We start from the raw sequence: 15,610 nt of genomic DNA on the forward strand, positions 1-15,610 counted from the left end.
AACCGGAGCAACCGGAGAAACAGGAGCAACAGGAATAACGGGAGAAACAGGAATAACGGGAGAAACAGGGGCAACAGGAGCAACAGGAATAACGGGAGAAACAGGAATAACGGGAGTAACCGGAGAAACAGGAGAAACAGGGGCAACCGGAGTAACCGGAGCAACAGGAGTAACAGGAGAAACAGGGGCAACCGGAGAAACAGGAATAACGGGAGAAACAGGGGCAACCGGAGCAACCGGAGAAACAGGAATAACCGGCCCAACGGGAATACCGGGAACAATCCCAACAACAAACCTATTATATTTTACTTTTTCAGATGGGGAAAAACTTATATATACTAATGCAGATGGTATAGCACAATACGGTACAACACAAATCTTATCACCAAGTGAAGTTTCTTATATTAATCTATTTATAAATGGAATTCTTCAACCACAACCTTTTTATGAAGTTACAGCTGGTCAGTTGATTTTATTAGATGCTGAACCACCCTCACAAGGATCTTCAATTATCCTACAATTTATTATTATCAATTAAAAAGGACAGATTTCCTATAAAGAGAAATCTGCCCTTTTTGTTCTAAATTTGGTTAGTTAAAATTAAGTGACGATAAATTCAATTGTAATTGGAATTCCACCGTCTAATACATCTCCGCCAGGAATTGTAATAGCACCAGTAGGACCTGTGGTGACACTGGAGTTCACGCTAGGTTGAATTATCCCGTTTACATAGAGGTTGTAATACGTAAAAGTCGGAAAGGCAGTTGCAGTAGTACCGGCATCGTTTAAACAAGCTGTTGCAGCAATTGCAAAAGCTGCACCTGTTCCTGTTCCAGCTCCTAGTGTAGATGTAAATCTTCTAGAAGCGATAAATGGTTGAATAATTGGCAATTAAATTTCACTCCTTTAATTATTTTTTGAACGAAGTATAGAATAACTTGTCCACTATATAATATGAGAATTTTCTATATTAGAAACGGCATCCTGATTATAGTTTCAACACAATTTTTGTATAGGTAAAATACTAATTATTCTAGTATGGAAAAAGTGATGCCATTATAAGTGGAACATATGTTATCGATTGTTTTAGTGATTACTATGGATAATTAAATTGATAGGCAATTGAATTTGGGAGATAAACGTGGAAAAATAAAATAAACTCTTAAGTTTAGGTATTTAATCTAAGCAGTCAATTATTAAAAACATATAATTAATATGTGAGTCATGAACATAATTAAATTACGTTTTCAAGTTTGATTATAATTCATGTTTCCTATTTTAAGAGAAACATATAACTCAACTACTTTTTTCAATCGCATCTTTTATAGTTCTTAGAATAGGAAAACACTCAACTATAAGAAAAGCAAGGAGGAAATAAATGTCAAATAATAATTGTTTTGGTCATAATAACTGTAATCCGATTGTTTTTTCAGCAGATTGTTGTAAAAATCCACAGTCAGTTCCTATTACTAGCCAACAATTAAGTCAATTAATTACTTTACTAAATTCATTAATATCAGCTATTTCAGCATTTTTTGCAAATCCAAGTAATGCAAACAGATTAGCGTTACTCGATTTATTTAATCAATTTTTAATTTTCTTAAATTCCTTATTACCTTCTCCAGAAGTTAATTTTTTGAAACAATTAACTCAAAGTATTATAGTTTTATTACAATCTCCAGCACCTAATTTAGGACAATTGTCAACATTATTGCAACAATTCTATAGCGCTCTTGCACAATTCTTCTTCGCTCTAGATCTTATCCCTATATCCTGCAACTCAAATATCGATCCTGCAACTTTACAAGTTCTTTTTGGTTTATTAATTCAATTAATCAATGCTACTCCAGGGGCAACAGGTCCAACAGGTCCAACAGGTCCAACAGGAGCAACAGGAGCAACAGGAGCAACAGGAGCAACTGGTGGCGGAGCTATTATTCCGTTTGCTTCAGGTACAACACCATCTGCGTTAGTTAACGCGTTAATAGCTAATACAGGAACTCTTCTTGGATTTGGATTTAGTCAGCCTGGAGTTGCTTTAACGGGTGGAACAAGTATCACATTAGCGTTAGGGATAGGTTCTTATGCATTTGTAGCACCACGTGCAGGGACTATTACGTCATTAGCAGGTTTCTTTAGTGCAACAGCTGCATTAGCTCCATTATCACCTGTTCAAGTGCAGATACAAATATTAACTGCACCAGCAGCAAGTAATACGTTTACAGTACAGGGCGCGCCTTTATTATTAGCACCAGCATTTGCTGTAATAGCGATTGGTGCTACAGCATCAGGTATCATACCTGAAGCAATTCCGGTAGCCGCTGGGGATAAAGTATTATTATATGTTTCATTAACAGCTGCTAGTCCAATAGCTGCAGTTGCTGGATTTGTAAGTGCAGGTATTAATATCGTCTAACTTGTTACAATGTTTGTTTGAAATTTAAACAGGCATTTGTATATAGCCCCACCTAATTTTATTAGGTGGGGCTATATTTTTTGTGGGAAATTAGAAATAAATCAATTGAAAAGTTACTCTTTGTTAAGTTGGTATATAAGAAAAATTAAAATTTATGATTTGCACTTTATTGTTTATGGAATAAGTTATATGGTTTGAAAAATTACATATAAACAAAAAAGATGAATTCTATTAAAAACAGAATTCATCCATTAAATAAACTATATACTACTGGGTTAAATTGTTAATCATGAGCGGTGAAATGTCATTGCTCAAATTAGTAATAAACTATTTATTTTTATTACAGTTACATCCTTTTTTCTTTACATAGCCTTGCTCGGCTAAATCTCTTTGTGACTGGGAATCGGAAGATTGAGAGTTCGAAGATTGAGAGGATGCTGAAGAGCTACTATTTTTATTATTAGAGTAGTTTTTTCGATAGTTATAATTACTCATAGTACTATCACCTCCAATTAAATATATAAATATTATATGTATGTACTCTATTAATTGTTACGATAAAAAATCTCCTCGATATTTTCCGAGGAGATAAATGGTGGTTCTATTAAAATGATACTAATTAATACCCCCAGTATAGAGGGAAGTAATAAGAATCTTGGTAATATAGATTTTGTTGTTGAGTAGGGGGCTGAGTTGACTGATTTATCATGTCGCGGTTTTGATTACAGTTTCCGGGAGGACCAATTACTGTAGTGGATTGAATTGGGGATACTGCTTGTTTCCATTGTTGTTCATTGAGGCAATAAGTATGAGCCATCATATTAGCGGGAGTTAATCTTAAAATATCAGAACCAAAAATAACTTCTGGGGTCGGGGCGTCGAATATAGCTAATAAATGAGTATTATCTGCTGAAGCAATTTCATAATGCCACCACGCTTGTGGAATGTTGGCAACTTGCCCTGGTTTTATCGGTAAGTTTAATATTTGATTCGTAAATGGATTAAGTAAAGAAACAACAGCAGATCCTGAAATACAGTAGACAAGTTCAGCTGCATTTTGATGAATATGTGGTTCTACAACGTTGCCTGTACTTAAATAAATATCTAATAAAGAAGTATTTTCTAAAGTGTTTAATTGTTTTATGCCAAGTACATTTATATAATTTTGGGCATCTTTCTTAAAAAAATTACTTTTACTTAAATCATGAGTGAAGTTCGTTGAAGGAGAGGTGTAGTCAATAGTAGAAGTCAATCGTATTACCTGCCTTTCTATAGGTAAGTATGGATACAACTTTAGGATATGTGCCTAGCGTTAGTTATGTGTATTTGTCTGTATCATAATAAATTCACCTGTTTTATAAAGAATATAGGTTGTGCTTCTTATTTCTCATAATGTAAATACGGATAAAAATTAGAGCGAACTAATGAAAGTCGGAATTATTGATGTTAGGTTAGGAGTAAAAATGTTGAAATTTATTTCGTATATTTTAATGGTTACGTTATATGAAAAGACCAATGCCTTATAGAAAGGAATTGGCCTTTTATTTAAGATAGTTTTTGATGAATCATTAATTGTGCTTTAGCAGTATTGGCGTAATTTAGCCATTCTATTGCCAAGTTTTGTTTTAAATCAAAATGGATTTCAATTACGTCTAAATGAGATATCTTTGTTTTAAGTGGAACAGGCATCCCATTTACTTTTACTTTTTTCATGCTATGTGCAATTTTTGGAAATGCAGAGAAAGAAAAATCAATGATTGTAGCACCATCAGGTAAATAAACTGGTTGTAAATCTATAGTATAAGCTGTAATAGTATTTTCAAATAGTTCATACGATACTAAACTACGGAAAGTGATTGGATCTGTAGTTAATAAATTGTTATTCACAATTGTATCATCCATTATTTTATAAGATATTGCTTGAATATTTGCAGTTCTATCATTCAATAAAGAAAAAATACCGTTATCTTTCAACGTTTTTGCTATTTGTGTTTGAATGATAATTGTTTGTTCAGCATCATTCATATTGACTTTAGTTTTTAAGTTGTTATTAAAATGGCTATTTTCAAGTGCTATATTATCCTCGAAATAGTTTATAGAATAAATACCCTTTGAAATTGTTTTCAGTGTGTAAAAAAATAAAGATATTGAGATTAAACTATATTCGTATATCCATTCATACTTTGGATTGATGGAAAAAAGTAATGAACGTGTTAATTTAATATTACATCAATCATTAAAAAGGGGTGAAGGTTTATGTCATTTAGTGAAATGATTAGAAATGAAGTACTTGGCTGGGCAGGTGTTTCTGAAAAGCCGCATCGATTTGGTGGTATTGAAATAAATTATGGTAAGAAAGAACTTGGTCATTTGCATGGCGATAAGTTAGTTGATTTACCATTTCCAAAGGTAAAGCGGGATGAATTAGTGAGCCAAGGATTGGTGAAACCACATCACGTATTACCTGAATCAGGATGGATAAGTTATTATATAAAGAGTGAAGAGGATATTCCATTTGCAATTGAGTTATTTCGTATGCAATATGACAGAATAAAAAAAATGAAATAAAATAGATAAGTAAAAATATATTTTCATGTCACATCCCTCCTTAATCGTTCGTCTCGTATGTAGAACGGATAAGGAGGGATTTTATTATGAAACATTTTGATGTAGCAATTGTTGGTGGTGGGCTTGCTGGATTAACAGCATCTATATATTTAGCGAAAGCTGGAAGGAAAGTTATTGTATTAGAAAAGTCCAGTCACTTCGGTGGTCGAGGGATGACTATAAATAAAAACGGCATTTGTATGAATCTTGGTGCACATGCTTTATATAGAGGTGGAGAAGCGTTTATAACTTTTAATGAGCTAGGAGTAAATCTTCCAGGTGGAATCCCATCTACAAAAGCACATGGAATATGGAAAGGGGATATTTATACCATTCCAACAGATTTTCGCTCTATTTTATCAACACCGTTACTTTCATGGTCTGCAAAAGTACAGTTCGCTCGTCTTATGATTCATTTAGGAAACTTAGATGTAGAAAAAGTTCCGAAAATAAGCCTAACTACATGGGCAGAAAATGAAATTAAAGATCCAATGGTTCGAAATATATTTTATGCATTATGCCGAACAACAACATATACGTATGCTCCTACAATACAATTAGCATCTTCCGTACTAAAGCAAATACAGCTTTCTATGAAAGAAGGAGTACTTTATGTAGATGGTGGTTGGGAGACGATAATAACAAATTTAAGAGGAATAGCGAATACTAGTGGTGTAAAATTTCTGGCTAAAAAGCATGTTTTAAAAATAGAGCATTGTGAAGGAAAACAAAGAATACATTGTTTTGAAGATGAAGTATTTGAAGCAGGGGCAGTTATTGTAACAATTCCACCGAAAGAGGCATGTAAAATTATAAAAGGTACAGAAGGAACAAGTTTGCAAAAATGGAGTGAACAATCTATACAAGTGACCGTGGCAGCGTTAGATATTGGTTTAAAACAATTACCAAATCCTTTGCATCATTTTGCATTGGGATTGGATCAACCTATATTTTTCACGAATCAATCGAGAGCAGCTAAATTAAGTGAAGATGGATCAATTGTAGTGAGTCTAATTAAATACCATAATCCTGTACTAGAACTGAATCATATTCAAGAAGAGAAAGAACAGTTAGAAAATATGATGGAATTGTTACATCCGAATTGGAAAAGAGAAGTTGTTGCACAGCAATATTTACCGAAAATTACGGTAGTACATGATTTTCCTCATATTGACCGTGTTGAAAAACCAGGCCCTAATATACCTGAAATGCCAGGTGTTTACGTTGCAGGAGATTGGGCTGGGCATGATGAAATATTAGCTGATGCTGCGGTAGCAAGCGGGAAACGTGCAGCGTTACACATTTTAAAGAAATTTGAAAGTGAGGCAGTTCATCATGGAAACGGAGCAGTTATATGAAGCGTATCAACCATTATTATTTTCGTTAGCATATAGAATCCTTGGGAGTGTTATGGATGCTGAAGATATCGTCCATGAAGTATTTATATCGTTTAATAATATGGAGGACGTTCAATCTATAGAAAATATGAGAGCCTATTTATGTAAAATGGTAACAAATCGCTCAATTGACAAATTACGTTCGGCAGCACATAAACGTAACGTATATGTCGGAATGTGGTTGCCAGAGCCATTTGTGGAAGAGATTGATGATCCATCAGAGTCATTTGTAATGAAAGAATCAATTTCTACGGCATATTTATTACTTTTACAACAACTGACTGAGGTAGAGAGGGTTGTTTTCATATTAAGAGAGGTTTTTAGTTATGACTACGAAGAAATCGCTTCGATTGTAGAAAAGAGTAGTGTGAATTGCCGAAAAATCTTTCAACGTGCACGAAAAAGTATTTTAGATAAGCCGAAGCAGTCAACATTAAGTACGAAGAAGATGGCTGCTTACGTGGAGAAATTTGTATCATCATTGCAGTGTGGGGATACGCAAGGCATGTTAGAAGTTTTAAAAACAGATGCGATATTTAAAGCAGATGGTGGTGGTAAAGTTACAACTGCAATTAATCCGATTTATTCTGCAGATAAAATTATACGTTTGTTCTTTGGAATTGCAAAACGATTGCCAGAAAAGTATAGTGTTGATTTCAAAATAGTAAATGGTGCACCAGGCGTTATAGTTACAATAAATAATAAAGTGACGTATGTACTTTCATTCATATTTGAGGATGAGAAAATTTCAAACATTTATATGATGGTTAATCCAGAAAAACTTATGCACTTAAATGTAATAGTATAAAAAAGACGCATTTCTTTAGAAGTGCGTCTTTTTTTTTATTTTTCTAACATTTCAAGAGGTACATCTTTTTCGCCGGCTACCTCGAATTTAATTTCCCCGTCTTCTTCATAAATGCGTTTAATAATCGGTATAGTTATCATTAGTTTTTTATGCTGTTTACGTCTTCTAACAGCATCTAAGTTAATCACGTTCATGTGTAAGCATCCTTTCTTACAGAAATATATAAACAAAAGAAAATGCGTCCGAAAAGGGCGCTTAGTTGAATTAGAAATACCGATTCATTTAAATGGGGTTTAGATTATCTTATAATTGAAAACTGATTGTAAAATAATGTGAATTAAATAATTGCACGTAGAAATTAACTTTACCAAAAAACGAAACAATATGCTATAAAAAATTTTAATTCTTTGTCGTATAACAGGAAAAAGGTGTGCATTTCGCATATAATGAAAAGTAGACGGGCATCATGTACTTTTTCATCATATTGCTTGGAAAGGCGATGGAGAAAATGAATACTCTAGATTCATTATTATTGCAACTTGAACAATATGGAGAAGAGCATGATCGACATAAAGAAAAAAGAGAAGAAAAATTAAGAAATATTTCTCGTGAAATGGGGCAGTTTTTATCAGTATTAGTAAAGGGCTGCAATGCAAAAAAAATTTTAGAAATTGGAACTTCAAATGGCTATTCTACATTGTGGCTAGCAAATGCGGTAGAAGAAACAAATGGAAATGTTATAACTGTAGAACTTTCTTCAGAACGGGTTGGAGAGGCACTTGGAAATTTTGAAAGGGCAAATCTTACACAGAGAATCGATATTCATAATCAAGAGGCTGGGGCATTTTTAGATTCGCAAGTAGATCGTTCATTTGATTTTATTTTCCTAGATTCAGAGCGCACGCAATACATGTGGTGGTGGGAACATATAAAACGTATTTTAGAGCCAAAAGGTTTTCTTGTAATTGATAATGCAACTTCTCATGCGGGGGAATTAGCTGGATTTATAAAGATGATTGAAGAAGACGTTACGTTTGAAACCGTGTTATTAGCTTTTCAAAAGGGAGCATTTGTTGCGCGGAAGAATAATTAGAAGTGGACCTAATATAATTATCACATTGAAAGATAGTATATGTCAAAAGATAGAGCATTGTATGAATTTAAGAAGGTAACTAAATGGAATTTCAAATTAATAGTCAGTGGTGATAAGTAAGGTAAGCTATGAAGAATCCGTCTTCAGTATGTTGTTCTCTAGGTCTTAAGTCTGAGGAAAATAATGACGAGAACAGGTATACTTATACTATGAAACAGGGAATGACTGCATAAGCAGGTATTTCTTGAAAAATCGATTTCAAGCAAAAATGTATATGAAATACGATATATTAGATGAAATATAGTGCACATAAATTCGCACATATAAATAAAGGAGCGATTTTGTTGACTGAACTCGAGAAAAAAGAACCTGTATCGATTGTGAAAGATAATAATGTAGAAGTAGTAGTGGATACAGTAATAAAAGATGCAGAACTTGAAGAACTGAATAAAGAAGCAGATCTTTATGTACAAAAGTTAAATAGCGAGCAAAATACAGATTTATCAAAAGTATTGTCGCAGCTTGGAGACTTAGGGGATAAAGAGCAGCAAGCGGCAGGACAAACGCTATCAGCTTTAAAACGTCCTGTGACAGCGATGATGAATGGAAAGAATGAAGAAATTCCAAATACATTGTTAGAATTACGAAAAGTGGTATCAGAACTTGATCCAAACTCATTAAAAGCAACTGGTATGAAGAAACTTATGTTTAAAGTGTTTAAGAAAAATCCGCTTGAAAATTACGTGCATAAATATCAATCTATAGATAAGCAAATCGAGGAGATTATAAGATCACTTCTCATTGGCCGTGATAACTTGCAAGAGGATACGGTTGGTCTTGAAATGTTAAAAGAGCAATCACACGATAAAATTCACGCTCTTGATAAACAAGTATACTTAGGAAGAAAACTCGCTGGTATGCTTGAAGCTGAGAAACAAAATCCAGAACGTCAAAGGGATATTCCGTTAATAAATGATGCATTAGAAAAGATACTTGTGCGTACTCGTAATATGCAACAAGCAAAAAGTGTATTATTACAATCTATCGCATCTGTAGACATCATTAAGAAAAATAATGAAAAGCTATCAGAGGCAATTCGTAATGCAATTACGATGACGCAAAACGTTATAACGGTTTCAGCTGCAATTCAGCTCGCATTAACAAATCAACGTAAAACAATTGATGCAGTTAATGCGACAAATGAAGCGATTGAATCAATGGTATTAAGCAATTCTCAAGCATTAAAACAAAATACAGAAGAAACAACAAAACTCCTTGAAAATCCTGCAATTAGCATGGATAAATTACGTGAATCATTCCAAAATGTATTTGCCGCTATTGAAGCATCTGAGAAATCGTCAGAACGTATTATTGAGTCTAGTAAGAAATTTGTAATTGAACTAGATACATTTAATGATGAGATGAAGCAGAAACTCATTCAGCGTCCAAGGAAATAACAGACTTTTAGAGGAGGTGAAAAAATGAGTTTCATTCAAGGAGTATTATTACTATTAGGATCATTACTTTTAATCGCATTTACTGTCGTTGTTTTAGTTGTATACTTCGGACGTAAACTTTATTTTTCATGGACGAAACCATATAAGAGAGCACAAGATTCCATTGAGAAATTATCAAACAAATCGACACCGTTTTTACAAGAGTTTACGCAACATCCACTCTTTTATCGCTGGATTCGTACGGAAGGAAAGAAAGAACAACATACATTGAATACTCTTTTCTGTACATCAGGTCAACGTACGAGAGAACAAGTATTTTCAATGTTACCGAAAGAAAAACAGAAAAAAGTGCATGTAATGGCAAAAACAACGAAAAAGCTTACAAATGAAGATATCGATGTGGCCGCGATGAAAGTGAAAGATTTCTTAAGACAAGAAACGCAGCAAACTGTAAAACCGACAGACTTATCGTTTTATAAATTGTATTTCTATGATCGATATCCAGATGCATTAAATACAATTCAAGCATATAAACGCTCGATTAATCCTTCACTACAAAGAACGGTTGATGACATTACAATTTCAGTATTAAATGCATTGCCGTACTATCAAGAACAACGCATGTTTGAACAACAACATAAACTTGAAACGTTCTTAATGAAAGATTTAACAGCGATGTTATCATTAGTGGTACAATTACCACCATCACAACGTCCTGAAAAAGAAGAAGAACTAAAAATATACTTGCAAAATTTCCAAAAAGAAATGGAAGTAGTAGAGCGTGATATTCGCGACTCCATTGATCATGATTTGAATGTGAAGATGAGAGCAGCGACTGAGAAGTTTAAGAATAAATAAAAAAGGCGCCTTAAAAGCTAAGTATTTCTCAGCTTTAAGGCGTTTTTTTTGAGATTTTATTTTGCCTTAACGGTAGTAAAACTAGAAGGAATGCTTTCATTATGCAATCGATCAACTGCAGTTACCACATACGTATACGTTTCTCCAGAAATAGCCGTTTTATCTACGTAAATTTCTCCGAGTTTTGTTTTTCTTACAGTAGTAAGTAAATGTTTTGGGTTTTGTATATCCACTTCATTTTTTCCATTCACACGGTAAATGGCGTAATAAGAAGAGTCATTATCTCTATTGTCAATTATTCCTACGGCAATACCTTCATCTTTTGGAATGGCACCTTTTAAAGTAGGTTGTTTTGGCGGATCATGATCAAGCCAAGGCATAGGTGGAATTAATGCAGGGTGTTTATATATGTCTTTTGAGAGTCTATCTTTAATTCTAAGTGGATTGTTATTTATATCTTTTAAACTGAAATGCATACTACCTTTTATTTGTGGATATTGATGGTTTAAAGCGATTTGCTTTGGATATTCTTCTGGCTCAGACCAAGCAGGCACAGAGTTATTATTAATTTTATAGGCCGCTTGACCGATGTATAGGTGAATCGGTTTGTTATTTGTTTCTTTTACCCACCAATCTACTAATATATCATATGCAGCAGGTGTGAAACTTATATTCCAATATATTTGAGGTGTAATGTAGTCAATGTACCCTTTTTGTATCCACTCACGTGTGTCAGCATAAAGGTCATCGTAGTTTCTTTGACCTGCGGTTGTATTAGAGCCAGTTGGATCGTCAGCTATATTTCGCCATACACCAAATGGACTAATGCCAAATTTCACGTATGATTTTTCTTGTTTTATAGCAATATTTAATCCTTTTACAAGCTCATTTACATTGTTACGTCGCCAATCTTCTATGTTTGAAAACTGACCATTATTATACGTTTTATATGTTTTTTGATCAGGAAATTCTTCGCCAACTACTTTATAAGGGTAAAAATAATCGTCCATATGAATTGCATCAACATCATAATTTTTTACGATTTCTAAAGCGCCTTCCGTTATAAAGTTTTTCACATCTGGAATACCAGGGTTGTAATATAGCTTCCCACCGTAAGGTACAACCCAATCGGGATGTTGTCTTGCAGGGTGATTATTTGATAATCGATTTATATCAGTGTGATTCATCGTTATTCGGTATGGATTAATCCATGCGTGGAATTCTATATTTCTTTTATGTGCTTCTTCAATCATAAATGCGAGCGGATCGTATCCAGGGTCTTTTCCTTGTGTACCCGTAATGTATTCAGACCAAGGACCGTAATTTGAAGGATAGAAAGCATCAGCAGTCGGTTTAATTTGTACAACGACTGCATTCATACCAGTGTTTTTTACATCGTCTAATAGTCTTATAAATTCTTGTTTCTGCTTTTCAATAGGTAAGCCAGTTTTTGAAGGCCAATCAATATTGAGAAGAGATGCTAGCCATACAGCGCGTAATTCATGTTTTTTGTAAGTAGTATTTACTTCAGCATAAGTAGAGTGAGGGGAAATGAAAGAGAAAGGAGTAAACAATATGACGATACAGCACATCATTACTAAACGTTTCATAATCATTTATACGCCTCCCTATTATACGATTATTTAAAATAATATATGATGTTAGGTTGGCCCTGCAATTGAGAAAAATAAACATTGAAACATTAATTTAATAGGAAAAATATTTTTAGTGAAATTTACTTTCAGTATAACTAAATCGTTTCATTTCTTCATATGCTTGTTAGTAAAGTGAAACTTTCTTTCATTTGAAAGAAACAATTTATAAGTATAGGAGGATTCAATAATGAAAGTTTTATTCGTTTGTTCTGGAGGAATGTCCAGCGCAATTGTTGTAAACGCTTTAAAAAAAGAAGCAGAGAAAAAAGGTATGAACATGGAAGTGCATGCTATCGGAACAAGTGAGGTGGAGGAAGAAGTAAAGAATGGTTGGGATGTTGTAATGGTTGCACCTCAAGTTAGACATCGATTTGACGCTGTAAAAAAACTTACAGAACAAGAATCTATTCCGTGCGGTATTATTCCGCCGCAAGCATACACGCCGCTTGGTGGACCGACTTTATTAAAAACTGTAAATGAATTAATTAGTTAGGGGGAAGCGTTATGAATAAGTTTGTCACGTTTCTTGATAAAAACTTATCTGGACCGATGGCAAGGCTTTCTGAACAGAGGCATTTACAAGCAATCCGTGATGGAGTTATTTCGGCGTTACCATTTATTATCGTAGGGAGTTTCTTTTTAATAGTAGCATTTCCACCATTACCGAAAGATAGTTTCATATCAGTTTGGGCATTGAAAAATCAAACAAGTATATTAATACCATATCGTTTAACGATGTTTATTATGTCTTTATATATAGCATTTGGTATAGGATACAATTTAGCGAAAAGTTATAAGTTAGATGCTTTATCAGGGGCACAGTTAGCAGTATGCTCACTACTTTTAACATTGACGCCCGAATTAATCGATAAAAAAGGATTTATGCTTCCGATGACAAATCTCGGGGGGCATGGATTATTCGTAACGATGATCGTATCTATTTTATCAGTAGAGATTTTAAGATTTTGTAAGACGAAAAATGTAATGATTAAAATGCCAGAACAAGTACCGCCGTCTGTTTCACGTTCGTTTGAAGCACTTATACCTGCTGCATTCGTAATTATTTTAATGAGTTTAGTAACTGTCGTTTTTAGTATTGATTTACATCATGTAGTTGATAAATTAGCAGCACCGTTAGTAAAAGCTGGTGATAGTTATTTCGGTGTAATCATTCCAGTGTTTTTAATTACATTTTTTTGGTCATTCGGAATCCATGGTGTGTCGGTTGTTGGAACTGTTGCCCGGCCATTATGGGAAGTATACTTAGGGAAAAATGGTGAAGCAGTTGCTAGTGGAGCAGATCAGTTGCCATTCATATCACCAGAGCCGTTATACCAATGGTTTATATGGATTGGTGGTTCTGGTGCGACGTTAGGGCTTGTATTAGCTATGATTGTATTTGGTCGATCAAAATATTCGAAAGCATTATCAAGAACTTGTATTGTTCCTGGTATTTTTAATATTAATGAACCTGTTATTTTCGGATTACCGATTGTACTAAATCCAATTTTAATTATCCCGTTTATCATTACACCACTCGTAACAGCAACTGTTGCATATTCAGCAACTGCGATGGGATTTGTAACGCCAACACATATTATGCCGCCGTGGACATTACCAGCTCCAATTGGCGCGTATTTAGCCACAGGTGGAGATTGGCGTGCAGTGGTATTAGTTTTTATAAATATAGCAATATCATTCCTTATTTACCTACCATTCTTTAAAATGTACGACAAAAACATGCTTGAAATTGAGAAAAATGGTGATGGGGAAGCTGTTAATCCGTAAGTTTTATATTTTATTTTTGAGTGATAGGCATTTTGTCTATCACTTCTTTCACATTAAGTCCAGAGAGGGTGAAATAGAATGAATATAAAATTTAGCTATAAAGGTGTATTTTTATTGTTATTTGGAGTGATATGTGCAAATTTACTTTTCGTACCTTTATTAAGAATGCTAAATCTATCACAAATGCATAGTATATGGCTCGTTACAAGCTTTGCGGCAAGTATTTTGCTTACGGTAGTTGTTTCTTTCATTGATGGATCGTTTGCATCGAAAGCACAGTTGTTTTTTAGATTTATATTGTTTTCTGTAGGTTGTACGTTGTTTACTTACATAATTGTTTTTTAGTGAATAGGGGGCATGCATATTATGTATATTGCAGGGATAATGTCCGGTACATCGTTAGACGGAATAGATGTAGCGCTCGTTCATGTAGAAGGAAACGGTGTAGATTCTAAAGTCGAACTCATTCATTTTACTACTGTTCCATTTTGTAAGGATATAAAAAATGAGATACTGCAGGCTTTATCAATTGATACATCTAATGTTCAATTGATATGCAGTTTGAACTTTAAGCTTGGTTTATGTTTTGCCAATGCTGTGGAGGAAGTTTGTAAAAAGGCTGATTTGTCATTGGAACAATTAGATTTAATAGGTTCTCACGGACAAACGATTTATCATCAGCCAAAGCAAGAAGGCAATAGTATTTCTTCGACATTGCAAATTGGAGAACCAGCAGTTATTGCATATGAAACGAATACAACGGTTATCTCTAATTTTCGAACGATGGATATGGCAGCAGGGGGACAAGGTGCACCACTTGTGCCATATTCAGAGGTCATTTTGTATCGTCATCAAACTAAAAATAGATTACTACAAAATATTGGCGGAATCGGTAATGTTACGGTAGTACCAAGTCATCTAAGTGATAAGAGTGTTATTGCTTTTGATACTGGCCCAGGAAATATGGTAATCGATGATGTATGTCAAAGATTATTTCAGTTGCCATATGATCAAAATGGTAGGATTGCAAAACAAGGAGTAGTTGTAGATGAAATTTTGACATATTGTATGAACCATCCATTTTTGAAAATGAATCCACCGAAATCAACTGGTAGAGAACAGTTTGGAGAAGAGTTTGTAAGTGAATTATTGAAGTGGTTTGAAAAGCATGGTAAAGAAAATCTTTTGACGACTGTCACGATGTTTACAGCAAGTTCAATTGTTCATCATTATAAGGAGTTTATTCTGCCGTATTATGAAATCGATGAAGTAATTTTAGGTGGTGGGGGCAGTTATAATCGTACACTTGTTGAAATGATACGAAATGGATTGAAGGAAGAAAAGTGCGCGATATTCATTCAAGAAGATATAGGCTATTCTTCAGAGGCGAAAGAAGCAATTGCCTTTGCGATATTAGCAAACGAAACGCATCATCGTAATCCGAGTAATGTGCCAAGCGCAACAGGTGCAAAGCAATCTGTAGTTTTAGGGAATATAACATTCCCTCCAATAAGATGATGAAAATGAGGCG

16 protein-coding genes and 1 pseudogene are annotated in these 15,610 nt (G+C 34.1%); 12 read left to right on the forward strand and 5 right to left on the reverse strand.

Annotation, left to right across the window (positions count from 1 at the left end):
* On the forward strand, window positions 1-538 hold a 538-nt coding region (locus MR066_RS24120), incomplete at its 5' end, for a DUF4183 domain-containing protein (protein ID WP_242248749.1).
* A gap of 62 nt (window positions 539-600) precedes the next feature.
* On the opposite strand, the gene MR066_RS24125 is transcribed toward MR066_RS24120, so the two are convergent.
* Complete coding sequence (locus tag MR066_RS24125; RefSeq protein ID WP_002031992.1) at window positions 601-891, reverse strand: DUF4183 domain-containing protein; 291 nt, start codon at window positions 889-891, stop codon at window positions 601-603.
* 487 nt (window positions 892-1,378) lie between these two features.
* Between MR066_RS24125 and MR066_RS24130 the strand changes: the two genes are divergently transcribed.
* Window positions 1,379-2,416: an exosporium glycoprotein BclB-related protein gene (locus MR066_RS24130; RefSeq protein WP_242248750.1), complete on the forward strand. Its 1,038-nt coding sequence runs from the start codon at window positions 1,379-1,381 to the stop codon at window positions 2,414-2,416.
* A gap of 619 nt (window positions 2,417-3,035) precedes the next feature.
* Here the strand turns inward: MR066_RS24130 and MR066_RS24135 are convergent.
* Window positions 3,036-3,668, reverse strand: a complete 633-nt coding sequence (locus MR066_RS24135) for a cupin domain-containing protein (protein WP_002189603.1) — start codon at window positions 3,666-3,668, stop codon at window positions 3,036-3,038.
* Window positions 3,669-3,961: 293 nt separating this feature from the next.
* A pseudogene (locus MR066_RS24140) lies at window positions 3,962-4,516 on the reverse strand (TGS domain-containing protein); the annotation flags it as partial.
* 156 nt (window positions 4,517-4,672) lie between these two features.
* Here MR066_RS24140 and MR066_RS24145 point away from each other — a divergent pair.
* The 3 genes from MR066_RS24145 (at window position 4,673) to MR066_RS24155 (ending at window position 7,228) form a co-directional block, all read left to right on the forward strand.
* Window positions 4,673-4,984, forward strand: coding sequence for a luciferase domain-containing protein (locus tag MR066_RS24145; protein ID WP_088033028.1), 312 nt, complete (start codon window positions 4,673-4,675; stop codon window positions 4,982-4,984).
* 86 nt (window positions 4,985-5,070) lie between these two features.
* Complete coding sequence (locus tag MR066_RS24150; protein ID WP_242248752.1) at window positions 5,071-6,381, forward strand: phytoene desaturase family protein; 1,311 nt, start codon at window positions 5,071-5,073, stop codon at window positions 6,379-6,381.
* Window positions 6,359-7,228, forward strand: coding sequence for a sigma-70 family RNA polymerase sigma factor (locus tag MR066_RS24155; RefSeq protein WP_242248753.1), 870 nt, complete (start codon window positions 6,359-6,361; stop codon window positions 7,226-7,228). The genes MR066_RS24150 and MR066_RS24155 overlap by 23 nt, the downstream gene beginning before the upstream one ends.
* A 35-nt stretch (window positions 7,229-7,263) precedes the next feature.
* Here MR066_RS24155 and MR066_RS24160 read toward each other — a convergent pair whose 3' ends face one another.
* Window positions 7,264-7,422, reverse strand: coding sequence for a hypothetical protein (locus MR066_RS24160; RefSeq protein ID WP_242248754.1), 159 nt, complete (start codon window positions 7,420-7,422; stop codon window positions 7,264-7,266).
* A gap of 305 nt (window positions 7,423-7,727) precedes the next feature.
* Here MR066_RS24160 and MR066_RS24165 point away from each other — a divergent pair, with 305 nt between their 5' ends.
* From MR066_RS24165 to MR066_RS24175, 3 genes are all read left to right on the forward strand, one after another.
* The gene (locus tag MR066_RS24165; protein ID WP_002085565.1) at window positions 7,728-8,321 is read left to right on the forward strand and encodes an O-methyltransferase; all 594 of its coding nucleotides are present in this window, start codon (window positions 7,728-7,730) and stop codon (window positions 8,319-8,321) included.
* A gap of 344 nt (window positions 8,322-8,665) precedes the next feature.
* A complete protein-coding gene (locus tag MR066_RS24170) occupies window positions 8,666-9,778 on the forward strand; it encodes a toxic anion resistance protein (RefSeq protein WP_002085564.1) in 1,113 nt (370 codons plus the stop codon).
* A 24-nt stretch (window positions 9,779-9,802) separates the two neighbouring features.
* Window positions 9,803-10,636: a DUF3974 domain-containing protein gene (locus MR066_RS24175; RefSeq protein WP_002035109.1), complete on the forward strand. Its 834-nt coding sequence runs from the start codon at window positions 9,803-9,805 to the stop codon at window positions 10,634-10,636.
* A gap of 56 nt (window positions 10,637-10,692) precedes the next feature.
* On the opposite strand, the gene MR066_RS24180 is transcribed toward MR066_RS24175, so the two are convergent.
* A complete protein-coding gene (locus tag MR066_RS24180) occupies window positions 10,693-12,252 on the reverse strand; it encodes a glycoside hydrolase family 10-like protein (protein ID WP_242248756.1) in 1,560 nt (519 codons plus the stop codon).
* Between the two features lie 226 nt (window positions 12,253-12,478).
* Between MR066_RS24180 and MR066_RS24185 the strand changes: the two genes are divergently transcribed.
* The 4 genes from MR066_RS24185 to anmK all read left to right on the forward strand — a co-directional run bounded on the left by MR066_RS24185 (window position 12,479) and on the right by anmK (window position 15,597).
* Window positions 12,479-12,784, forward strand: a complete 306-nt coding sequence (locus MR066_RS24185; RefSeq protein WP_000865888.1) for a PTS sugar transporter subunit IIB — start codon at window positions 12,479-12,481, stop codon at window positions 12,782-12,784.
* Between the two features lie 11 nt (window positions 12,785-12,795).
* On the forward strand, window positions 12,796-14,079 hold the full coding sequence (locus MR066_RS24190; protein WP_002136305.1) for a PTS sugar transporter subunit IIC: 1,284 nt from the start codon (window positions 12,796-12,798) through the stop codon (window positions 14,077-14,079).
* A 78-nt stretch (window positions 14,080-14,157) separates the two neighbouring features.
* Entirely contained in the window at window positions 14,158-14,424 is a 267-nt protein-coding gene (locus MR066_RS24195; RefSeq protein WP_002136308.1) for a hypothetical protein, read from the forward strand.
* 21 nt (window positions 14,425-14,445) lie between these two features.
* Window positions 14,446-15,597, forward strand: a complete 1,152-nt coding sequence (anmK, locus tag MR066_RS24200) for an anhydro-N-acetylmuramic acid kinase AnmK (RefSeq protein ID WP_242248797.1) — start codon at window positions 14,446-14,448, stop codon at window positions 15,595-15,597.
* The last annotated feature ends 13 nt before the right edge of the window (window positions 15,598-15,610 follow it).

Origin of the sequence: Bacillus cereus group sp. BfR-BA-01523 (assembly GCF_022662615.1) — a bacterium.
GTDB lineage: Bacteria > Bacillota > Bacilli > Bacillales > Bacillaceae_G > Bacillus_A > Bacillus_A mycoides.